Below are 22,574 nucleotides of genomic sequence, written 5' to 3'. Positions count from 1 at the left end.
CTGAGGCGGCGGCGCGGGTCTTCGCTGGCCTAACGTTTGGCACTCAACCGTGCGCCATTAAACTTCTCAGCCATGCGAGAACCTTGCTGCCTCCGAGCGTCCTGCGCACCCTGCCGGCCGCCCAGTCGGCCCGCATCGTGGCACCGGCGTGGCAACTGCAGACGATGTCGTGCAACTGCCAGTCGGACAGTTCGAAGAAGCGCTTGGCTTCGCCGTAAGTGTCCGATTTCAGGCCCGATTGACGCAGCAATGAATCATCGAAGGCAACCGTGATCGGCGACCCGGTTGCCCGTGCCTCTTCGCGGAGCCCGGAGTTAAGATGCTCGGTACCGGTGAGCGCGGTCAGGCAGCGCGACGGGTTCATTTCGAGCAGTTCCGCCCACCGTTCGATCCGCTGCTCTCTGGTCATCAGCAGGGCCGGCGCCATCGGATTGATGTCGGCGATCGACTGCAGTTCCTCAAGTGTCTGATGTTTCATGACTAGCTCCTGTTCTTAGTTTTGTTCTTAGCTTTCAGCGGCGTCCGCAGCCTGTCGTCTTCGACCTACGGTCTTCAGCTCGACGTCCAAGAGCTCGCGGCTAAGAGATCATGGGCGCAAGCCGCTCGGGTTGCTCAAGCGACCTTCAGCCGACAGCACGCAGCGGCATATAAAGCGAAAGAACCGTCATCGATCTCTAATGTTCCAACGGCAGGGACAGATTTCGTGCAGCCGGCCGCACAATGGCTCAAGCCAGGGCAGATCGGCGGTGTGAAGCGTGTGCGCGGGGACGAGGAGGCGCGCCACGCATCGCTTCAGGACTTCACGGAAGGGCCAGAAAAAGCCCTGCAACAAAACCTAGTTTCAGCGGCTCCTTTGTTTGGAGGAACCCATGTGGCCGACATTCGATAATGGGGATGAGCGCACGGCAGGTTGACGTTATGTGTCGAGGCCGACTCGAACCGCTCGCCAAGCAAGGGCAAGTGCTCTATGCTCCCATCTCCTGCGGTATCGAGATAGGTTGTCCTGGCGGGGGCGTTCCATGTTCGAAGTCGTCGCATTCTGTCGAAAAGTGCGCGCGAAGGCCGCAGCCTTTAGCTTGGTCCTTGCCGCGCTGTTGGGCTTGCTGTTGCTCGAACCGCACGCCGCCAACGCCGCGCCGAACTGGACGCTCGATCCTGACGCCTCGGTGCTCACCTATCAGTCGGTCAAGAAGAACACGATCGTCGAGACCAACAAGATCAGGAATATCACCGGCACGCTGAGTTCCGCCGGTGACGCCAAGGTCAGCTTCGATCTCAATTCCGTCGACACGGGCGTCGACCTGCGCAATGTGCGCATGCGCTTCCTGTTCTTCGAAACATTCAAATATCCGACGGCCGAGCTGACGGCGAAGGTCGACCCGGCCGCCTTTGGCGACTTGCCGGCCAAACGCCGGATCAAGGCAAGCTTGCCGTTCCGGCTGAGCCTGCACGGCGTCGATAAGGATCTGGAGGCGAGCGTCGTCGTAACCATGATCAGCGACACTCAGGTTTCTGTCGCCTCAGAGGCTCCCGTCGCGGTGCATGTCGAGGATTTCGGCCTGCTGCCGAACGTCGACAAGCTGCAGCAGGCCGCCAATGTGACGAACATCGTGCCCACCGCCTCGGTGTCCTTCGACTTCGTCTTTGTCGCCGACGGCAGCAAGCCGGGCGCGGTGCAGACAGTCGCTGCCGGCACCACCGGTGTCGGTCCCGTGGCCACCGACGCCGCGAAGGCCAATTTCAGCGACGAGGAGTGCCTTAACCGGTTTGCCGTGTTGTCCCGCACCGGCGCCATCTACTTTCGTCCGGCTAGCGCCCGGCTCGATGCCAAGAGCCGTCCGCTGCTCACCGAAGTTGAAGGTGTCGTCGGCAAATGCCCGACCCTGAAGGTGGAGGTCTCCGGCTACACGGACTCGGACGGCTCGCCCGAGGCCAACAAGGCGCTCTCCGAACGGCGCGCGCAGGCGGTTGCCGATGCGTTGGTCGCCGGTGGCGTGCCGCGTCAGCAGATCAGTGCCGCCGGCCATGGCGAGGAGAGCCCGGTTGCCGCCAATGACACGCCGAAAAACAAGGCGCTCAACCGGCGGATCGAATTCTCCGCCACGAAGCTCGCGAACTGAGGTCGGGGTGGGTTCCCGTACAATCGCGTTTTGCGCCGCCTTGCTTCGCGGCGCCGGCCTTGTCGCGCTCGTCCTGCTTTTGACTTTGACGGCCGCCAGTGCCGAGCGCCGTATCGCGCTGGTGCTCGGCAACTCGCAATATCAGCATGCCGCGCCGCTCGCCAATCCTGCACGCGATGCCCAGGCGATGGCCGATCGCCTGCAGAACCTTGGTTTCGAGGTGGTCTCCGGCTTCGACCTCACCAAGCAGCAGACACAGACCACGGTCGCCCAGTTCGCCAAACAGGTGCGCGGCGCCGATGTGGCGCTGTTCTTCTATGCCGGCCATGGCCTGCAGGTTTCAGGCAAGAACTATCTGCTTCCGGTGGATGCCGCGCTCGAGGACGAGACCTCGCTCGACTTTGAGGCCGTGTCGGTCGATTTCATCTTGCGCCAGATGTCTCGCGAGACAAGCATAAGGCTGGTGTTTCTGGACGCATGCCGGGACAATCCTCTGGCCGATGTGCTGGCAAAGACCGCCGGCATCAAGGGTGCAAGCAGCGGCCTTGCGGAAATTCCGATCGAGAATGGCGGCGCCGGAACGCTCGTCGCCTTCGCCGCCAGTCCCAACCAACTCGCCTATGACGGGTCCGGCGACCACTCGCCCTTCACGACGGCATTGCTTCAGCACATTGGGGAATCCAATGTCTCCATCACCGAAGCGATGAACAGAGTGACCAGCGACGTCTTCAAGGCGACCGCCGGCAAGCAACGCCCCTGGATCAATGTCTCTTTGACCACCGAGGTCGTCCTGCACAAGGTCGATCTCAACGCGCCGTTGATCGTCGGCGAGGCGAGCACTCCGCAAGCTGAAGCCGGATCCGACACGCGCAACACCGGCGCTTCGCCAGGCCAGAACACCGACCAGCTTGCGCTTGATACGCTGCGTGCGAAAATCCCGAAGCTCGCTACCGACGGCCCTATCCTTTTCGATCGTCCCGTCAAGTTCGGCGACCCGGCGATCGACGGCAAGAGCATCGCCCAACTGATCAAGAGCGAACCGCTTTTCAGTCCGGTGGAAGGCCTCGACAAATCGGTCTGGGAAGGCAAGCACTGCGACAACTGCCATGAGTGGAATGAGGTCCGCCTTTGCGAGCAGGCGAAGAATTTCGCCGCCAACGACGTCTCGGTCCTGCGCCTGCAGCATCCGCTTGGTACGCGCTTCAAGGTCGCGCTGGCCAGATGGGCGCAAGGCGGCTGCAAATAATGCCGGCCTGAGGCCAGCAATGACGGATGGCGCGTAGGGATCGGCGAATGCCGTTACGCCTCCATCTCCGCCATCTGGATGCCCATTTCGACAAAGGCCGAAAGCACGGAAAACCGGTCCGCCAGCGAGGCGCGGGCCAACCCGGCCAGAATTCCGGCATTGACGGCATGAGCGGCAGGAAATCCGGTCGACACCATGTCGAGGGTCGGGTCGCGCCACACCGCTGCCAGAGCGATCCAGGCGGCCGGTGTCGCCGGCGGCAGGTCAAGGGAATTGCTCAGGACGGCTTGATGGTGGGGATTGTCAGGTTCGCCGACGCGGTCATGGACAAGCGCCAGCAATTCGAGATCCCGGTCCGCGAGGAGCTCGGCGAGATTGCTCAGGCACTCATGTCCCCACCAGACGGCGGCTCGCTCGGGCAGAAGGTAGGCACAGAACGTGACTGCTTCTTCCGGCACGCGCCCGGCAAGCAGGGCTCGGCAAAAATCAAGCGGCGGCTGGCCCGTGGCCAGCGATTTCATGTCCCTGGCGATGGCGGGACAAGCAAGAAACAGATCCCGTGCCGTTCTGTATCCGAGTTCATTGGCCATGGCTGCCACACCCCAAGAACCACCAGAACAGCACTCAAGCCTGTGGCCGAGCGCCGGTCAAGCGTCAGTCGTTGGCAGATGGCGGCCACGAGCGGCATGCGTTTGTCCACAGACAATCGCTTCCCGATTTGATATGATGCGCGCCAGCGAAATCCTCTTAGACAGGAGTGACGGTCATGCGATGGGGCAGTTCAGCCTTGGCATTGGCGGCCATGCTTCTTGCAACGCACGTCTTTGCCGATCCGCTTCAGAAATCAGAAGACATCGTCAAGTTCTTCGCCGGACAGTCCGGCAATCTGGGTGCCGCGCGCGGCATCTGCGTCGGCACCGAGGAAGAGTGCAAGAGCAAGGCCGAGAAGACTGGCTCAGCTGCACAAAAGACCGGTCTCGACATGATGATCAATTTCGCCCTTGATTCCGCGCAACTCGACCAGACGGCGCGCACCGAACTCGACGAGTTCGCCAAGGCGCTGAAGGACAATCGGCTGAGCACGTTCAGCTTTGTCGTTGAAGGTCATACCGATGCAACCGGCCCGGATCGCTACAACCAGGACCTGTCGCAGCGCAGGGCCCAGTCGGTGGCCGCTTTCCTCGAAGCGAACGGCGTTGAATCGGCGCGGCTCGAAGCGATCGGCCTGGGCAAGTCGCACCCGCGGGTCGCCAATCCTTACGATCCGGTCAACCGGCGCGTGGAAATGCGCATCAGGACCGAGTAAGCGGTCGCCGCCAGGCCGATCCGGCAACAGCGATAGCGGCAAAAGGGAACTCGTCCAACGCGGGTTCCCTTTGGCTGACTATGATCAATATCTCATCGCACCGCCGATCACGACGCCGCTGCCGAAAATCAGCGCCTTGGTCAGGAAGTCATTGTTGTCTCTCCGCGGCGGCTCGTCGCGCATCACAATCTCCCTGTTGCGCCAGCGCTCGACGATCTGCTGTCTTCGCGGTTTCCGCTGCGCCATCGGTTTCAGCGTGCGGGTCTTGTGCACGACCTGTTTCTTCGGTGGTGCGGTGCGGACCTGGTCGGCGGCCGAGGTGCGAACGGCCGAGCCGGGATTCGCGTTCGCATCGTTCGTGTCGAGCGACGCGACCTGCTTGCCCGCCTCGGGGCCCTTCAACTGGTCGATGTCGAGCCTTGCCACCGTGGCGAAGCGGCCGCTTGGAAACTGGTCGAGATAGGCCTCGTAATAGGGAATAGCATTCTTTTTCGAAGCCTCGTCCCAAAGCCGCTGCTCAACCTGCCAGGACGGCGGATCGCTGGCGATCGGCGCGGGGGCGGGCGAGGCCGTCGTCCTGGCTGCATCGGCGATCGGCGCCCCCGCGGCCTGTGCCGACGGCTTGCCAAGGAAAACCTCGCGTCCCAGCGATGCGTTGTGCCATGGGCGCTGCCGGCCCTGCGTGGCTTCCGTCACGTCGCCGCGCACGCGCGTCAGCGCGCTCTGAATCTCGACACCGGGTTCGGTCAGGTGCTTGGCCAACGCCAGGGAGTAGGGGCTGTCGACGCCGTCGCCGTCGAAAGCGATAGCGCCGGGATCGGTTGCGTAGGCGATCAAGACACCGCCGGTGCCGACGCCGTCTGCCTTTGCATCCACCGGCGCGAGGCCGGCGCCAAGCGAGCGGCTCTTGGGCAGAGCCGCAGCCAGGGTACGACCCAGCGGATTGTCGCGGCAGGCATCGAGAATGATGATGCCAACGGCGGGATCGGCAGGCAGCGCCGCCATGAACTCGTCGATCTGAACCGTGCGGGTCTTGAGATAGGCGGGCGAGGTCAGGTCGGCATCGACCGGTATGAGATAGTTCTTGCCGTCGACCTGCATGCCGTGGCCGGCATAGAAGATGACCGCGAGGTCGGCGTTGTAGGATTCTTCGGTGAATTTGCTGATCAGGCCATGCATACCGGCATTGTCCTGGTCGACACCTTCGATCACGTCGAAGCCGGCGTTGCGCAACGTCGACGCAATCAGGTGGGCATCGTTCGCCGGGTTGGGCAAGGCAACGGCGTTGACATATTTGCTGTTGCCGATGACCAGCGCGACACGCTTGCTCTCGGCTGTTGCGGCCTGGACGCCGAAGGCGGCAAGGATGGAAAGGACAACTCCGCTCAAAAGGATGGCAAACAGTTTCATGGATCAGCCCTCCTGCCCATCGGGGCACGCTATGGATCTCTGCGCATGCTCAATTCGTCAGCGACGAAGTCGCTTCGGCCAAAAATGGCTCTCAGGCTTGTGTAGCCCCGACGACAGCTTAGGTTCACCGGATCCCCCGGCTTCCGCAGATATTTGTCGAAACCGATCGACCAGGCGATCGTGCCGCCTTTGAGCCGGGACAGCCACTAGAACCGTTCACCGTTTCACGGAAATGGTGAGCCGTTCTGTTCACACTTTTCCTGGAATTGCTCAGCCCGGCTCAAGCGTCTCTTGGATTGAATTGAGCAACGCGGTTATCGCCTGCTTGTATTTCTCGAACTCCGGCGACGTCTGCCGGACCTCGGTCGTGGTTGTCGCCGGCTGGCTCTGATCGGTCACCACGCGCGGCACTTTCTGCCCCATTTTCCGCTCGGCCCAATCGATGACGTAGCCGACGGTCTTGCCGGTCAGGAACGGGTTGGCCTGGATCACGGCTGCGCCCAGAACAGCGCTCAATTGCGACGAGCCGGACGCGGCCAGCACCTGGTGTGCCCCCTCCATGCCGAGGAAATGGCAAAGATACAGGCGACCGGCGGTTATCTGGTGGCCGCGGGCGCGCAGATAGGCCTCGCCTTCGCGCGCCAGGTTGCGCACCATTTCGCGTGACAGCGTCGCGTCATAGCGAAGCGCGAGCAGGTCGGCGGTCGAAAGCGATCGGGCAAGGTCGGGACGATAGGTGTTCATCATCCGGATCCAGGTCTTGGTGATGAACTGGCCGGCGCCGGTTGCCGACGAGTTGGGGTTCTTGGCGCGGGCGCTGCCGCCGCTTTCGACATGGACGATCCGGTCGGTCAGCGTCTCTACCGCGGAATCGCCGGGCCCGCCGGAACTGACGGAAACGGCGGTGGCGACGGTGGTGACTGTCCCGAGCGGGTCGATCGCCTCGCCGTTCTCGTAGAGCTCGAAATGCAGATGCGGGCCGGTCGAAAGCCCCGTGGTGCCGATATAGCCGATGACGTCGCCGGCCTTCACCTTGGTGCCGACGCCGCTGGCGATGGCGAATTTTTGCATATGCGCGTAGCGCGTCTCGCGGCCGTTGGCATGCGTGATCTTCACCAGATTGCCATAGCTGCCGCCATCGCCCTGGAAGGAAATCTCGCCGTCGAAGGCCGCCATGACCGGCGTCCCGACCGGAGCCGCCCAGTCGACACCCTTGTGGATCCGAACCGTGCCGAGGATCGGATGCTTGCGCGGGCCGAAGGTCGACGTCATCACCCCGGCGACCGGCGTGACCATGCCGTTGGTGACGTTCAGCGAGCGAACCTGATCATCGCCGGTCACGCAGGCATACTGGCCGTCACTTTGCTGGAAGACGAAGCAGTCGAGGTTCTTGTCCTTACCCAGGACGCCGACGTAAAGCACCCGTCCGGAGATCTCGCCCTCGTCGCGCGGCGTCTGCGAGTAGATCATCACCAGGCGCTGGTCCTCGCTGGCGAAAGCGTCGAGATCCTGTCCCCTCGACAGATACATGATCGCTTCGCCGATCACGCTGGTCGGCACCTTGTTGCGCGCCGCGGTCGAGTAGATTGCGTCGAGCAGCCGGTACTGCCGCTTGGGTCCGCCCTGGTCGGAGGCACCCGAATAGTTGAAGAGGTCCTCGCGAACCCAGGGGTCGACGCCGGAAACGAAGGCGCCCGCTGCGTTGCGCGTCAGCGTGCCGACATAGACGTTCCTTGCGTAGACCGAGACCTGCATCAGCGACATGGTCGTCGTCTCGCGATTCGGCCGGAAGCCGCGCATGGCGACCACGAAACCGGCCTCGAGCCCGTCGCGCTTGAACAGCGCTTTCAGCGCCTCGCCCGCAAGCCTGGCGTCGTCCGCTGAGAAATGCGCGTCGAGCGCCACGCTATCCAGGCTGCGGTCGTTGAGGATTTTCACAAAAGTGTCCTCTGTCGCCGCGAAGCGCTGATATTCGCTGATGACGGTCGCGACGGTGGTGTTGTTCTCGATCGCGGTTTTCTTGAAGGCGGGGAGCGCTGCCTCGCCCTGGTCGATGGTCTCCCCCCAGCCGGCCTCGGGGTCGTCTGCGTCGGCCTTGGGCGCCGAACCGGCGGGGGGCTCGCCCGCGTCCGGCGGCGCCTGCAGGTCGTTCGCCAGATCGCCCGGTTGGTCGTTGGGCGCCGCAGCAGGTGCGGGCGAGGTCGGTTGCTGATCGTCTGGTGCTGCGGTTGAAGGCTGCCGCTGCGCCTTGAAGAAGGCAAAATCCTCCTGCGTCGACGGGATCGTCGTCATGAACTTCTCGCTGGCGCTCAGCATCACGTCGGACAGAATCTCGATCTGCGGCGAGGCCCCGGAACTGTCGAGTTCGGCCGGGCGCGCAACCGTGTGGCCCTTCGTGGCGGTGTCCGCATCGGGCGCCAGCGTGATCCACATCGGATCACCGGCAAGGTCGATGATGGCCGGCACATAGACCGAGGCGTCGGGCGGCACGTCCTCCATGCCTTCGACGGGATGCAGTTCCTCATCCTCGTCGCCGAACGACCAGTTGTCCTTCGTAAGATAGAAGCCGGTGGCGATCGCGATGACGGTGAGCGTTGCAACGCCAGCAAGAACGCGGCGCCAGAGTTTGCGTCTGCGCTCGGCCAGGCGTGCCAGCTTCTTCTGTTTGAAGCTCGTGTCGATGCTGTGCGTCACGGGCTGTTTCCGGTCAGGAAATAGGTCCAGCGCACCTGCTCCAGCGTGTCGACCTCGACGAAACGCGCCGCGATATGACCGCGCTGCCAGCACTCCTCGATGCCACGGATGGAGAAGCGGCGCCGATCAACGCACATCTCGGTCGATCCGTTGAGGATCGCATGGCCGAACACGTCGGTCGCGTAGAGGTAGATGTAGCGGTTGGCCAGTTCCTCGCGGATGACGTTCACGCATTGGTTGGCGCCGATGGTCCACCAGCCATCGGTCTGGTCGGCATTGTCGACCTTCTGTCCGACGGCGAGGTTGACGACGTCGAGCGTCTGGTTGCAGACGGTGAATTCGGCATGCGCGCTTCTGGTCGAGAAGATAACGAGCAGCGCCGCGCCGAACAGCGCGGAAAATGCCAAGCGGTCGGAGAAGTCCGCCAATAATCGAAACCAGCTACGCTTTGTGCGTGACGAAGGCTGGCAAAATGAATGCGAGGGGCGAAGGTCCATCGGCGTTCATATCTATCCGCCGAGCTGGAAATATTTGGCGGTGGCGGAGAACTGCGGGCCGTCGGCGCCGATCTCCTCGAGGATCTTTGGCAAAAGCTCGGAGACCGGTGTCGGTCTCGAGAACATCGCGGCCTGAATGTCCTTTGGTCCGGTGATCACCAGCATGATCTGCGGCAGGGGTTTGCCGGCCGCCTTGTCGGCGGCGCCTAGACCGATCGGGATGTTGAAGGTCGCTTTGTCGGTCTGCGCCACGATGCGATCATCGAGGTTGAAGGCGATGCCCCTGTGGTCGATTAACATGACGTTGGAAACCAACCCGCCACGCGTTACCAGAGTGCCGCTGATCGGCGCGCCATCCGGCACCGATGTCCGGTCGAGAACGAGCCGCGGACTTTCCACACGGTTCCGGTCGAGGACGCGCAGGAAGTTGGTCACTTCACACTGAGGCTGCTCGATGAGACGGACATTGATGTCCGGCTCGAGATGGAACCTCGAGCGAAAATCATTGAGCATCTGCTCGAAGGGCTGCACGGCTGTTGCGAGGCCTTCGATGGCGGCGGAGCTGGCGGTTTGCGATGTCAGCGACGCGTAGAAACAGTCGCCGCCGCTGAAGTCGCGCACCCATGAGGCGCGTTGCGCCGCCTCGTCGACCGGCTTCGCCGGCGGAATCGCCGGCTTTGGCACATTGATCGCGACTTCGGTATCTTCGGGCCGTGTGGTTACCGGCGGCTGCGGTTGCTGGGACGGCTGCGCTGCCTGTGTCGGCTCTTGTGGCGAGGTTGGTGCTGTCGGCTGGCTGGCGACCGGGGGCGGGGCCGCCGGTTTCGCCGGCGGGTTGGTCGGCTGCGCCGGCAACCGGCTCTCCGAGGTCGGTGGCGAGGAAGCCTCCGGCTTGGCCAGCTTGGAAAGGATCTCGACCAGGTCCGTTGCGCTGGGTTCTGTCGCCGGCGGGTTTGCCTGCTGCGCCGGCTTACTCTCTGCCTCCGCCTGGCTTGGCGTGGACGTCTTCGGTGGGTTAGCGGTCGGGTTTTGGGCAGGCTTGGTCTCGACCGGGGGGGCTTGCGCCTGACTGCTGGCCGTGGTTTCGGACGGCGCTGGCTTGCCGACGGGCGGCGCTACCGGCGCCTGCTCGGCGGGTGGCCGTGCTTCTGTTGCCGGCGGCACCTCGGGCCTGGTGGTCGGCATGGGGATTTCGGTAGGCTTGGCCGCCTCCGGTTTCTGCTGGCCCGTAGCGTCCGCCTGGTTCTCGGCCGGCACTGGGGTCTTCACCTGTGCATCCGGTAGGGCAGGTGGGTTCACCGTCTCGATAGTGGCGGCATTGTCGGGTTTTGAAGGCTCTGGCTGAGGCTGCATCGGCGGCTGAGGGTTCGATGCTTCCGGCTGCGGCGTTTGAGCCACCGGCTTGGGGGCTTCAACAACGGGTTTGGGCACCGGCTTCGGTGTCAACGGTTTGAGTTTCTCTTCGGCAGGCGGAGGCGCCAGGATGCCGCTGAAGTAAAGGCCGCCGCCCAACAGGACCGCCAGCGTCACGAGGCCGCCGGCGACAGCCGGCATCCGCGACGATTTTCGCGGCGCAGCCGGCATGGGCGTGCTGGCCGGCGCGGGCGCTGGCGCAGGCCGTGGTTGTGACAGATGCGCCGGTCGCACATGTTCAACAAAGTGCTTTTCGCCCGCGGACGTCGAAGGCTGCGGCCCGGTGTCGGACAGCGCCGTCCAGCCGGCGCGCGGCAAGCCCGCGCGGTCACGCGGACCATACGATGCCGGCGGCAATGTCGCGTCGACATCCTCGCCACGCGTTGCCCTGGCGATCTCGGCCATGCTGGCAGGCCGATCCCGCGGATCCGGCTGCAGCATCGCGGCAATGAGCTCTTGGAAATCGGGGTCGATGTCAGACAGGTCCGGCACGGTCCGGCGTTTCTCGATCACCTCGTATTGCGAGCCGCTCATATCGAGCGGCTTTCCGCGCAATGCCGCGGCGAGCACCAGTCCGAGACTATAGATATCGGACTGCTCGCTGACCTCACCGCCATAGAGACCGAGCTGTTCGGGCGAGACGTAATTGTATTTGCCGGCGAACTTCCCGCCGATCAGCGTTTCACCGCCTGCGGTCGCCGACCGGGCTATGCCGAAATCGATGATCTTGGCGCTTTCCACCTGCCCGCCAGGCAGGATGATGTTGTCCGGCGAGAGGTCGCGGTGAACCGCGCCCGCCCGGTGCACGGCGGCGAGCCCCGACGTCAGGCGATGGCAAAGTCGCCGCACTTCTTCCGCCGGCATCGGTCCGCGACGCATCACGTCGAATAGCGACTGGCCGTCCACGAACTCCATCGCCAGATAGGGGCGGCCGATCCTCGGATCGATGGTGAAGACGTGATAGCGCACCACTGCGTCATGCGACAGGTGATTGAGGATCGACGCTTCCTTGCGGAACAGCGACAGGATCGTCTGATCGCGGGCGAATTCGGGCAATACGATCTTGATCGCCACATGGTCGCCGGTTTGGATGTTGTGGCCGCGATAGACCTCTCCCATGCCGCCGGAGGCGATCCTCTCGTCGAGTTCGTAAATGCCGCTGAGCTGCGTGCCGACGCCGGCATAGATGTCGTTCGTCGATATCCGGGTCTTGTCGTCGTCGCTCATCTCGCCAGGCTCTCCGCTCCGGACCGATCCGAATGGAGCGCGCCGTTGCGACCGCCGCCGATCTTCACGAGTACGATGGTCACATTGTCGGTTCCGCCGCGCGCCAGCACCGTCTCCAGCAGGCTTCGGCACGCCGCTTGCGGCGTTGCGGATATCACTGCGGCTTCGATCTCGGCGTCGCTGACATGCGCCGTCAGTCCGTCGGTGCTCAGGACGAAAACATCCCCCGGCATCAGCTCGCCCTGCTGGAAATCGATCTCGAGCTCATCGCTGACGCCGACGGCATGGGTGATGACATGGCGGCGCGGCCAGGTAAGCGCTTCCTCCGGGCTTATCATGCCGCGGTCCAGCAGTTCCTGGACCTCGGTGTGATCCTTCGAGACCTGAAAGATCACACCGTTGCGGACCAGATAGATGCGGCTGTCGCCGGCCCACAGGCCAGCGAAGCGTCCGTCCATTGCAAGCAAGGCCGCGAAGGTGGACCCGATGGTGATGCCGCGGGATCGCGAGATGTCGCGGATTTCGGAATTGGCGCGGCTCAGCCGGTCTTCGAAGCGCGCGCGAAGGTCCGGCGCCGAGCTTGCAATGCCGATCGTCGCCAGATGATCGACGATGCTGGCCGATGCGACCTCGCCGGCCTCGTGCCCGCCCATGCCATCGGCCACCACCCACAGGCCGGTCTGCGGCTCTATCAGGTAGTTGTCCTCATTGTGGTCGCGCACGCAGCCCTTATGGCTTACGCCGAAGCTTTCGATGGGAAGGGCGACAGAACTCAATTTGCCACCAAGCGCTTCGCGAGCGTCCTCTGTGACCAATCATGGGCGGCGTGCCCAGGCCACTTTGCCACAAGCGCATACGTTAGAGTACCGAAATGAGGGCTGCGGCCGGCGGCGCGCTGGAACACAGCCATGTCAGAACGCCTTTGGACAGCTGAAACCGGACAGGGCCGGCAGCAGGAATGGATTGGCCCCCGGTCCGGTCTGCATCGTGTAAGCGACGTCTCGTCCGCCGATCACGAAGCGAGCTTCGGTGTTGGCGCCATTGGCGGTGATGGTCGCCTTGTCCAACAGACGCTTCAAGGCCCACGGTCCTTCGAATTTGAGAGCGGAGTCGCGGCCTGGCATTTCCGGCATCAGGCTTAGGCTGGCGGAACCAGAGGCAGTGCTGTTCGGCCAGGTCACTGTGCTTGGCGCGTTCCCCGTTTGGCTGCCCTGGACGGTCTGGCCGTCAATGTCGAGAACCGCGTTGTCTGCGTCGCTATTCAGCGAAAAAGGCGTGATGGTGATCGAAACCGACGGCACCGAGCCGCCGGAAGGGAAGAAGGCGCTGCGGATTTCGGCGGCCGCCTGAAATGATTTCAAGGTCGACTTCGCCAGGTCGCGGCTGGAGCGGGCGTCCTGTCTCCAGGTCCATTCCTGGCCGGTCATGTCGATCAGCGGCGCAAGGTTCTGCGCGAAGAAGCGGTCCATCAGCCCGCCCGGCGCGAAGAGCTTGGCGAAATCCGCTATCGAGATCTCTTCGGTGCCGTCACTGACGAAGGGATAGCGACCGTTGACCGCCTCTTCGCAGGCTCGTGTGACCGTCTGGTCGAGGTTCTGGTTGAGGTTGGCCACCGAAGCTTCCGCGACATTGCCTTCAAACTCGTCCGCTGCCGCGTTGACCATGCGCGCAAGCGGCTTCGGAAGGCGCGAGGCGTTTGCGCGCAGCGTGGAGATCTGCAGCTGCAGGTTGGCGTTGACGCGTTCGGTCTGGGAAGGGACATCGGCCGAAAGCTTGAGGCTTTGAAAGATGTCGCGGAAATTCCGCGTCAACGCATCGAGCGGCCGCCGTCCACTGGCGCCGCTGACCAGGGCCTGGAACGGTCGAAACTGTGCCTCGACGCTCGCACCGGCATTCTGCGCGACAGCCGGGTCCAATCCGGCTCGGCTCTGCGACTTGCCGCCAGCGATCTGCAGGCCGATGCGTGCCAGACCTTTGGCCATGCTGGCGGGGTCTTCTTGCGCTGCGCTCTCGCCCTCGGCCGTGGTGTTCTGCTTCGTCAATGCGGTCTCATCGGCGATCGCGGTGAACAGCTGATCGAGAGGCGAGTCCGGTGCGGCGAGGGCGGAAAGCGCGAGATATTGCGGCTTGTCCTTGAGCAACGCCTTGAACTTGAGCTGGTCGAGCACGCGGTTCCATGCGGAAGAGAATTCCTTGCCGTAGCGGTCGATCAGTTCGGGGCCGAGCTTGGGCAGGTCTTGGTCGATGCCGCCCTGTTCGCCACCTCCGCCGAGCACCCACTGGTCGTTGACGAGCATTTGCGCGATGCGCGAGAGCTGCGGCAGGAAGAAGCGGTTGAAGCCGGCGCGCGTGTAAAGTCCAGGAACGTTGAGATCGGCGAGGTCGCTGCCATCCATGCGTTCGAACAGCAGCTGCGTCTCGGGACCGGCTTTCGCGGCGACGGAGAGGTCCTCCAGCCTTGCGGCGTAGACGGCCGACCTGATCAGCGCCGAAGCGCGGTCGGCAAGGCTCATGCGCCCAAGCGAGCGTTGCGCGGCTTCGATCAGTGGCTGGTTGAGCTCAAAGACGGGATCGTAGGCGTCGTCGAGCGCGAGCATCGCACGCAGATGCTTTTCGAGCTGCGCGCGGCCCTCGCGGTTGTTCTCGCCGGGATAGCGGTTCTCTTCCCAATCCTGCCTCATCCAAGAGACAATCAACTCGTCATCGACCTTCGGAGCCTTGCCGCCCAGCATCAGGTAGATCTTCAGCGGTTCGTAAAGCGCGATCGGATCGGCCATCTTGGCCTGGATGGTGCGCTCGGCCTGCACCAGCAGCCGGGAGCGGAATGTCCGCTCGAGCGCTTGTCGGTAGGCGGTCCTGGAGGCCGACAGCAGCCTCTCGCGCTGGCTGAGCCCGAACGTCTCCTCGATCGGCTTTGCCTGGTCGCCGTTCTCGTAGCCAGCCGGCAGGTTGCGCAACTGGTCGAGCGGGCCGATGACGTTTTCGAGATCAACGTCGGTCACCGTCGTGCTCTTCAGCAGTGAATCGGCGCTGTCGCGATACTGTGCCATCGCCTGCCGGGTGGAGGCGATCAGCGACTTGTTGGCGAAGAAGCTGAGGCCAAGCGCGCCGAGAGCCGCCAAGGCCGCCAGCGCAATGGCGGCGAGGCCGCCAAATCTCGCGAGCCTGGCGCGCCGTTCGGCCGCTCGGTCGAAGGATACCCAGCCCGATTCCGGGAAGATCACATTGGTCAGCAGATCGTGCAGGAAGAAGCTCTTGCCGATGCCGGAAAGATGCGCCTGCGAGGTGCTGCCGAAGCTGCGGCCGATCGTGCCCAGCACCTGGTCGAACGGGGTTCCTTCCTGAGTACCAGAGGAGAAATAGAGGCCCCGCAGGCTGACATTGACATGCGATCGAGAGGCATCGAACAAGCTACCGATAAAATGCGCTATCCGGTTCCCCAGCGCACCGAACTGTGCCGGGAAGCCGAAGATGGCGATGCGCGCCACCGGGTCGGCCTCCTCCTGCAAGCGATCGACAACTTCTTCCGCCAAGCGCTTCGCCAGCCCGTCGAATTCGGCCGGCGCCTCGCCGGCCATGTTCCTTGTGCGATCGGCGGTCTGGAACGTCGCGCCCCACACCTTGCGCCTGCCTGCTTCGTCGAATTGGCCGAAATAATCCATGAAGCCGGAGACGAGATCGGCCTTGGTGAAAAGCAGATAGACGGGAAACTGGATCTTCAGCGTCTCGTGCAATTCGCGCAGGCGGCTTCTTATCTCGGTCACATGCGCCTCGATTTGCTGGTCGTCGAGGCCAATGAGATCGGCGAGGCTGATGGCCAGGATCACGCCGTTGATCGGTTGCCTTACGCGGTTTTTCTTGAGCAATCCGAGGAAAGCAAGCCAGCTTGCCTTGTCGCGCTCGCGGTCCGATTCCTGCGTCGTGTAGCGGCCGGCCGTGTCGATCAGCACCGCCTCATCGGTAAACCACCAGTCGCATGACCGCGTGCCGCCGACGCCGGCCACCGGCTGGGCATTGCCGGAGCCCGCAAGCGGAAATTTCAGCCCGGAATTGACCAGAGCCGTCGTCTTCCCGGCGCCTGGCGGGCCGATGATGATGTACCAGGGAATATCATAGAGGAAGTTGCGCTTGCCGCTCGTCCGCTTCAGCGTCGCGATGGCCTCGCTCATGCGCGCTTCGAGCACCTGTGCATCGTCGTTGCGCTCGTCGCTGCGCACGATGGCCGCTTCGAGCGCCCTTTGCGCCTTGCGCCTTTGCCAGAAGCCGATGCCGTAGAACAACGCCAGCACGGCCACCGTCACCCCGATGATGACCGCCCTGAGCCACAGGGATCCGAGCGGGCGGGTATCGGCGAAGCGGATCAGCGGTCCGGCATACCAGACGGCGGCCGAGAAGCCGGCCAGGGCGAGCACACTGAATATCCGCAGCACCCAGCCCATCAGTTGCCGTTCTCCGCCGAGCCGGTCTGCAAGGTCTCCTGTTTCGGGATCATCACGTCGACGCGGCGGTTCTTGGCGCGGCCGTCCGCCGTCGCGTTGTCGGCGATGGGTTCGTCTTCGCCCTTGCCGTCCACGCTCAGACGCGACGGATCCTTCAATTGCCTGGCGATCATCGCCTGCACGGCCTTCGCGCGGGCGACCGAGAGATCGAAGTTCGATTTGAACGTGCTCGACTTCTTCGGCTTCACATTGTCGGTGTGGCCGACGATCTTGATCGGTCCGGCTTCGGCGTCGAGCGCCGTGGCGATATCGGCCGCGATCGGCTGGAACTGTGCCTTCAAATCAGCCTGGCCGGATGCGAACAGAAGCTGGTTGCTGATCTCGACGACGATGAAGTCGCCCTTCGTACCGACGTTCAGTCCGCCGGCGGCGATCTCCTGGGCGAGTGCCGCGCGGATGCGGTCAATCTGCGTGGTGTCCGGGGGAGAGGGTGGCGGCGGTTTGGCTTGCACCGGTTCGGCGGGTGCCGCCACGCTGGCGCGTTCAATGGTGACCGGGGTGGAAGGATTGAGCGCCAGCAGCGCGCCGGCGGTTGCATCGCCTTCATCGGTGATCAGGATCCGTAGCCCGAAAAAAGCCGCCGTCACCAGGGTCGCCGCGGCGGCTGCGATCGCCCATAGAGGCAGCCGCCCTCCTGGCGTGGGCATTGCCGCCGCCATGCCTTGCCACCGGGGCGAAATGTCCTCGGCGGCGCGCGGCCTGAAATAGCGCAGCGTGTCATAGACGTCGCGCCGGACGCGCTCGAGTGTGTTCCGTTCGCTGGACAATCCCCGATACTGGCCCTCGAACCCCAGCGACAGGCAGGCATGCATCAATTCGAGCAGGTCGTAATGCGCTTCAGGCTTGGCGAGGAGGTTGTTCAGCGCTTCATAGAAGCCGGTGCCTGTCGGTCGTGTGTGGAAGAACCGCGCCACCAGACTGTGCTGAAGCCAGGTTTCCTTGTTCGGCCAGGGCAGGTTGCCGACGAGATCGTCGGCGGTTTCGCAAAGCGCGAATTTCGCGATCCGTGCGTCTTCTTCCCCAATGCCGGCTTTGGCGATGGTATGGTCAAAGGTCTCGATGGCGTCTGCGATATGCTCCGCCAAGGCCGCGGCTTGCCGTTCGACCGGTATCAGCCGTAGCTGACCGAACAGCATGAGCAAGGGGGCTGCGGCGGATAGGATAGGATTTGTCGCGGCATACTTCACGCCAGCTGAGGCGTCGAGCAAGGCGTCCTGCTGCAACGCCGGTGCCGCCGCGGGCTCAGCCCCGTGGCCGGCTTCCTGAAAGACCACGGTTCCGGACGACCAGCCGGGCATTTGTCGGCCGAGGCCGGGGTCGAACACTGTCGATTCCCTGGCGGGTGATGGCGCACCGGAACGATCGGGAGCCACGCGCGGCTTTTGTCTTGGCCGTGGTGCGCGGATGACGGTTTTATCCGGCGGCTCGGAGGGATCGTCCTTCGAGCTCATCGGCGCACCACCGTCGAGGTGCGCGTACCAGGCTGGGTATCAACAGCGAGCCGGATGGAAAGACTGATCTTGCCGAAACATGACATTCCTGCACACGCCCCAAGCCACACCGCTTTGCCAGCCAGGCAAGCGCCCATGCGCTATCCTAGTCGCACGGCAAGCCGATTGAAATCGGAAAGCAGGATGATCAAGGAAGCGGCTTCTTCCACGGGGTCCCTCACACAGCCCGTAAGAGCGTTGCTGACGACATTTGCCGAGCGCGGCTATTTCTGCTTGCCTGCCTTGGCGTAGGCTTCGGCGAAATAGGCGAGGAAGACATCCAGCATGCCGTTTTCGTGCTTGTCTTCCATCGTCCGCCACGTTGCGACGAGCGCGTCCCAGGCCTGGCTTTTCCTGGACGAAAAGGACGCAGGCGGGATTCTTTTAGCGATCGCCTCCGGCGACAGGTCGTCGAGCAGCCGCGAGAGCGCGGCCTGCATGGCGGCGTAGGTTGCGATTTCGTGGGTCTTCAGGTCGCGGAACGCATCCTCGATGCTGTGCCTGGCATCGAGATAGCCGGCCCGGCGCTTGGCAAACATGATCTCGAGTATGTCGTCGGTGCCCGGCACGAATTTCAGCGGGTTGTTGTCCTCGGCGCCGATCATGGTGCGGTGCGCGCTTTTGGCGAGCACCTTGGCCGCCGCCCGCGCCTTGAGCAGCAAGGACAGCTGCTCGACCGTGGTTCTCAGCACCGCACCGATCTCCGCAGCGACGTCATGCGGGTCGCGCGACTGCAACAGCTCCGGCGATAAGCCGGCCGCCCTGGCGATATCGCGCAGTATCCCGTCCGCTTCCGCCGACTGCTTGACCGGGACAGCGGGGCCGGGCTGCAGCGCCGAAGACGTCGGCACCGGCGTTGACCCGGCCGGGCGCTGCCCCGCTGGATTGTGGAATGGCGCGCTGCCAAGTTCCACCGGCCTTCCCGTCGAGGGCGGCAACTCGCGTTGCGTTGAACCGGTCCTGGCTTGCGGATGGCCGGTGGCGGCGCGCTCTTCGTCGACCGAAACGGCGACGACATAACGGCCGATCAGCAGCCGGTCGCCTTGGGTCAGCCGATGCGGCGCATTCATGCGCTGGCTGGAGCCGTTGACGAAAGTGCCGTTGCGCGAGACGTCATGAAGCCAGAACGAGCCCGCCTGATAATGGACTTCGCAATGCCGGCCTGAGATGAACTTGTCGGGGTCGGTAAGTGTCCAGTCGCAATTTTCGCGCCCGATTTCGAAGCTGCGGTCGCGGGCGGCATAGCTCGCCGAAATGCCTGGCGGCAGTCTGTCAACATTGCTGATCTGGAGCGAAATGAACATTCGACGCCACTGGCAAACCTGAAATCCTAGGCATTCTAGCATCTTGCCAGCGCAGTGGGAGAGGTGCGCGTCACATGAATGCACGCCACGGTTTAGACATTGCTTCTGTTTGGCCTCCATCAAACATATGCTAGGCTTGCAGAGGTCCGATGCGGTGAATTCGAAAACCTTCCGTGCGTGATGCAATTTACGGAGCGGGGGCTTCAATCCATCACACTGGCGGCTGCGTCGAGGAGGGGCACGCCCCATGGCGAACGAACGTGCCACGGTTGTACACACGCCGGTTGGCGCCGATGTGCTGACCTTCACCCATCTCGTCGGTCGTGACGAGATCAGCCGAAGTTTTGCCTATACCGTCGGGTTCGTCAGCAAGAGCCGAGACGTCGATCCGCTGAAGATGCTGGGCGGCGTCGTTTCGGTCGAAGGTGAATCCGATCCAAAGCGTTGGTTCAGCGGCCTGGTGTCGGATTTCAAGCTTACGCGCATAGAGGACCGGCTGGCCTACTACGAGGCCACCGTCAGACCGTGGCTCTGGTTCCTCGGAAATACCACCGATTGCCGCATTTTCCAGAACATGACGGCTGTGGAGATCGTCGAAAAGATCTTTTCGAAATACGGCATCGCAAAATTCGAGAAGCGCCTGCAGGGCTCGTATCCATCGCGCGAATACTGTGTCCAGTATGACGAGAGTGATCTCGATTTCGTACAGCGGTTGTTCGAGCACGAAGGCATTTTCTATTTCTTCGAGCATGATGAGGACAAGCACACGCTCGTGCTGTGCGATGCGATGAGCAAGCTGAAGCCGGCTCCAGGCTACGAGAAGGTGCTTTATAATTTCGAGGGCTATGGCTCGCGACGCGACGTCGAATACATCACCGAATGGATCCCGGGCAGTGCGGTGCGGCCAGGCGCCTACGCCCATACGGACTATGACTTCGAGAAGCCCGGCGCCGATCTGATGGCGAAGTCCGCCCAGCCCTTCAGCCACAAGGAGGCTTCGGGCGAAAACTACCGCCAGCCCGGAGCGCATCTCGATGTCGGGCGCGGCGACACGATCGCGGGGATCCGCCGCGAGGAACTTCAGGCAGTGCACCATCGCAACACCGCCGTCGGTACGGTGCGCGGCCTTTTTTCCGGCTGCAAGTTCACGCTCGAAAGCTTTCCGCGCGACGACCAGAATACGGAATATCTGGTTGTGAGCGCCGAATACCGCCTGTTCGATCCGGGCTACAGGACCCAGAACGAAGCCCACATCGAGAATTTCAAGGTGGTGCTGGGCGTAGCGCCCACGAAATTGCCCTATCGGCCACCGCGCATCACGCCCAGACCGATCATGCGCGGCCCGCAGACGGCAACGGTGGTCGGCCCTTCGGGCGAAGAGATATTCACCGACAAATATGCGCGGGTGAAGGTGCAATTCCACTGGGACCGCCTCGGCAAGAAGGACCAGAACTCGTCCTGTTTCGTGCGCGTGTCTCAGACCTGGGCTGGCAGCGGCTGGGGCTTCATCCAGATCCCGCGCATCGGCCAGGAGGTCATCGTCGATTTCATCGAGGGCGACCCGGACCTGCCGATCATCACCGGTCGCGTCTACAATGCCTCCGAGATGCCGCCCTACGCGCTGCCTGCCAACGCCACGCAATCGGGCTGGAAGTCCAATTCCTCGAAAGGCGGCGGCGGCTACAACGAGCTGATGTTCGAGGACAAGGCCGGTTCCGAACTGGTCAATTTCCAGGCGCAGAAGGACCACCATCTGCTGATCAAGCACGACCGCAACAAGACGGTACAGCACGATCAGTCCGACCGCATCGACCATGACGCCAAGCACTCCGTCGGCCATAACCTCGACGAGGACGTCGGCAACAACAAGACCGTCAAGGTCGGCGTCGACCAGACGACGAACATCGGGTCGAACGACACCGAGACGGTGGGCGCGAACCGGTCGCTAACGGTGATGGCGAACGAGACGATCCACGTCGTCGCCAATTCGACGGAAAACATCGACGCCAGCCATTCGCAGACGGTGGGGCTGGTGCAGACGGTGACGGTCGGCGCGGCGCGCGTCGATACCGTGGGCGCCACTGAGACACGGAGCGTCGGCGCGGCGCAAACGAATACGATCGGGGCGTCGCGGAGTGTGACGGTGGGGGCGGGGCAGAGCCACGATATCGGGGCGGATGATGGCTGGAACGTAGCGGCCAGCCAAAGTATCGAGATCGGCACCGATCAGGGCCTCAAAATCGGCGGCGCGCAGAACACCGAGATCAGCAAGACATGGACCGTCAAGGTCGGCCAGGATGCCTCGACCCAGATCGACGGGGCGCACGAACTCAAGATCGGCAAGAAGAGCCTCACCCAAGTCGGCGAGGATGCGGGGATGGTGGTCGGCAAGAACCTGACTATCGAAGCCAAGGACTCGATAACGATCAAGACCGGTAGTGCAGAGATCCTTATGAAGAAGGATGGAACGATCACCATCAAGGGAAAGGACATTACGATCAAAGGTTCGGGAAAGATCAATGTCGACGCTTCGAGCGATATCGTCATGAAGGGCAGCAACATCCTGCAGAATTGAGGTTCGAAATGGTTGCGTTGAAATCGCGGATCGAGGGTGTCGTTATCGGGGTTCTGTTGGGCTTCGAGGAGGCCACGCCGCTGGTCGTATTTGCAGGCAATCCAAAGGAGACCGCACTCAAGGCGAAGAGCCTCGTCGCGCTGGGTCCGGACGCGATCGCCTCCGAAGTGGCACTGTTGTTCGAGGAGGGGGATCCACTACTTCCGCTGATCGTCGGACGCATTGTCGATCCGACCCGCGACCCGCGGCCGCGGGCGTTCAGTGACGGGCGCCAGGTGCGGATCCATGGCGAGGAACGCGTCGAACTCCGCTGCGGCAAAGCGACCATCATCCTCGAAAAAGACGGTCATATCACCATTCGCGGCACATATGTCACCAGCCATGCCAGTGCGGCAAATCGTATCCGCGGTGGCTCGGTCAACCTCAACTGATGCCGCGCGCACCCGTCCTTCCGAAAATCGTGCGCCAGCACGCGGAGATGGCGGCGTTCCTGTGGACAGTCTACGACCGGCACCTGCTGCACCCGGACGAGAATCCCGACATGGACGCTGAGCGGCTCGCGCGGCTGGTCGAGCGGCTGGAGGCGCATTTGGACGGGCTGTGGGTGGCGGGACCGGAGGGCAAGCGAATCGCTCAGGAACGGTTCGCCGAATATCCCGAAGCGGGCGAGCTGTTCGTCGTGCGCATGCTGGAGGCGAAGCGCCCGATCCCGGTCACAGAGCTGGACCTTAAAAAGGTCAGAGAATATCTCGGGGCGAACGGGGTGTAGATCGCTAAGCAAGCTGCCGCGCCC

General features: G+C 63.1%; 16 protein-coding genes. 6 read left to right on the top strand and 10 right to left on the bottom strand.

The annotated features are described in order from the left end of the window. Window positions 1–43 precede the first annotated feature (43 nt). On the bottom strand, window positions 44–478 hold the full coding sequence (locus AB4Z43_RS17460; RefSeq protein WP_019859818.1) for a hypothetical protein: 435 nt from the start codon (window positions 476–478) through the stop codon (window positions 44–46). A gap of 541 nt (window positions 479–1,019) precedes the next feature. Between AB4Z43_RS17460 and AB4Z43_RS17455 the strand changes: the two genes are divergently transcribed. Further along, window positions 1,020–2,120: an OmpA family protein gene (locus AB4Z43_RS17455; protein WP_441938589.1), complete on the top strand. Its 1,101-nt coding sequence runs from the start codon at window positions 1,020–1,022 to the stop codon at window positions 2,118–2,120. A gap of 7 nt (window positions 2,121–2,127) precedes the next feature. Next, window positions 2,128–3,366 (top strand): caspase family protein, encoded by a 1,239-nt coding sequence (locus tag AB4Z43_RS17450; RefSeq protein WP_244748395.1) that lies wholly within the window; start codon window positions 2,128–2,130, stop codon window positions 3,364–3,366. 53 nt (window positions 3,367–3,419) lie between these two features. Here the strand turns inward: AB4Z43_RS17450 and AB4Z43_RS17445 are convergent, their stop codons facing one another. After that, a complete protein-coding gene (locus AB4Z43_RS17445) occupies window positions 3,420–3,887 on the bottom strand; it encodes a DUF6931 family protein (RefSeq protein WP_420651737.1) in 468 nt (155 codons plus the stop codon). A 281-nt stretch (window positions 3,888–4,168) separates the two neighbouring features. On the opposite strand from AB4Z43_RS17445, the gene AB4Z43_RS17440 reads away from it, so the two are divergent. Then, complete coding sequence (locus tag AB4Z43_RS17440; RefSeq protein ID WP_019859816.1) at window positions 4,169–4,672, top strand: OmpA family protein; 504 nt, start codon at window positions 4,169–4,171, stop codon at window positions 4,670–4,672. Window positions 4,673–4,756: 84 nt separating this feature from the next. Here the strand turns inward: AB4Z43_RS17440 and AB4Z43_RS17435 are convergent, their stop codons facing one another. The 8 genes from AB4Z43_RS17435 to tagH all read right to left on the bottom strand — a co-directional run bounded on the left by AB4Z43_RS17435 (window position 4,757) and on the right by tagH (window position 19,206). Continuing rightward, window positions 4,757–6,082: a caspase family protein gene (locus tag AB4Z43_RS17435; RefSeq protein WP_069092799.1), complete on the bottom strand. Its 1,326-nt coding sequence runs from the start codon at window positions 6,080–6,082 to the stop codon at window positions 4,757–4,759. 270 nt (window positions 6,083–6,352) lie between these two features. Continuing rightward, window positions 6,353–8,776: a M23 family metallopeptidase gene (locus AB4Z43_RS17430; RefSeq protein ID WP_019859814.1), complete on the bottom strand. Its 2,424-nt coding sequence runs from the start codon at window positions 8,774–8,776 to the stop codon at window positions 6,353–6,355. Beyond that, a complete protein-coding gene (locus AB4Z43_RS17425) occupies window positions 8,773–9,273 on the bottom strand; it encodes a DUF1036 domain-containing protein (RefSeq protein WP_019859812.1) in 501 nt (166 codons plus the stop codon). Before AB4Z43_RS17425 ends, AB4Z43_RS17430 begins: the two co-directional genes overlap by 4 nt. A 12-nt stretch (window positions 9,274–9,285) precedes the next feature. Continuing rightward, entirely contained in the window at window positions 9,286–11,913 is a 2,628-nt protein-coding gene (locus tag AB4Z43_RS17420; protein ID WP_441938586.1) for a protein kinase domain-containing protein, read from the bottom strand. After that, window positions 11,910–12,689, bottom strand: a complete 780-nt coding sequence (locus AB4Z43_RS17415; RefSeq protein WP_069093485.1) for a PP2C family protein-serine/threonine phosphatase — start codon at window positions 12,687–12,689, stop codon at window positions 11,910–11,912. Before AB4Z43_RS17415 ends, AB4Z43_RS17420 begins: the two co-directional genes overlap by 4 nt. Before the next feature lie 135 nt (window positions 12,690–12,824). Beyond that, window positions 12,825–16,352, bottom strand: coding sequence for a type VI secretion system membrane subunit TssM (gene tssM / locus AB4Z43_RS17410; RefSeq protein WP_441938583.1), 3,528 nt, complete (start codon window positions 16,350–16,352; stop codon window positions 12,825–12,827). After that, entirely contained in the window at window positions 16,352–17,863 is a 1,512-nt protein-coding gene (gene tssL, locus AB4Z43_RS17405) for a type VI secretion system protein TssL, long form (protein WP_441938581.1), read from the bottom strand. The genes tssM and tssL overlap by 1 nt, the downstream gene beginning before the upstream one ends. Window positions 17,864–18,126: 263 nt before the next feature. Next, window positions 18,127–19,206 (bottom strand): type VI secretion system-associated FHA domain protein TagH, encoded by a 1,080-nt coding sequence (gene tagH, locus AB4Z43_RS17400; protein WP_441938579.1) that lies wholly within the window; start codon window positions 19,204–19,206, stop codon window positions 18,127–18,129. A 247-nt stretch (window positions 19,207–19,453) separates the two neighbouring features. Here tagH and tssI point away from each other — a divergent pair, with 247 nt between their 5' ends. The 3 genes from tssI to AB4Z43_RS17385 are packed head-to-tail and all read left to right on the top strand — an operon-like array spanning window position 19,454 to window position 22,550. Then, window positions 19,454–21,781: a type VI secretion system tip protein TssI/VgrG gene (gene tssI, locus AB4Z43_RS17395; protein ID WP_441938577.1), complete on the top strand. Its 2,328-nt coding sequence runs from the start codon at window positions 19,454–19,456 to the stop codon at window positions 21,779–21,781. Between the two features lie 8 nt (window positions 21,782–21,789). Continuing rightward, window positions 21,790–22,212: a DUF6484 domain-containing protein gene (locus AB4Z43_RS17390; protein ID WP_019859805.1), complete on the top strand. Its 423-nt coding sequence runs from the start codon at window positions 21,790–21,792 to the stop codon at window positions 22,210–22,212. Next, window positions 22,212–22,550, top strand: a complete 339-nt coding sequence (locus AB4Z43_RS17385) for a hypothetical protein (protein WP_019859804.1) — start codon at window positions 22,212–22,214, stop codon at window positions 22,548–22,550. Before AB4Z43_RS17390 ends, AB4Z43_RS17385 begins: the two co-directional genes overlap by 1 nt. The last annotated feature ends 24 nt before the right edge of the window (window positions 22,551–22,574 follow it).

Source organism: Mesorhizobium sp. 2RAF45, assembly GCF_052115225.1.
GTDB lineage: Bacteria > Pseudomonadota > Alphaproteobacteria > Rhizobiales > Rhizobiaceae > Mesorhizobium > Mesorhizobium jarvisii.
The sequence above is the reverse complement of the archived record's forward strand: the minus strand, read 5'-3'. Positions and strand labels throughout refer to the sequence as shown.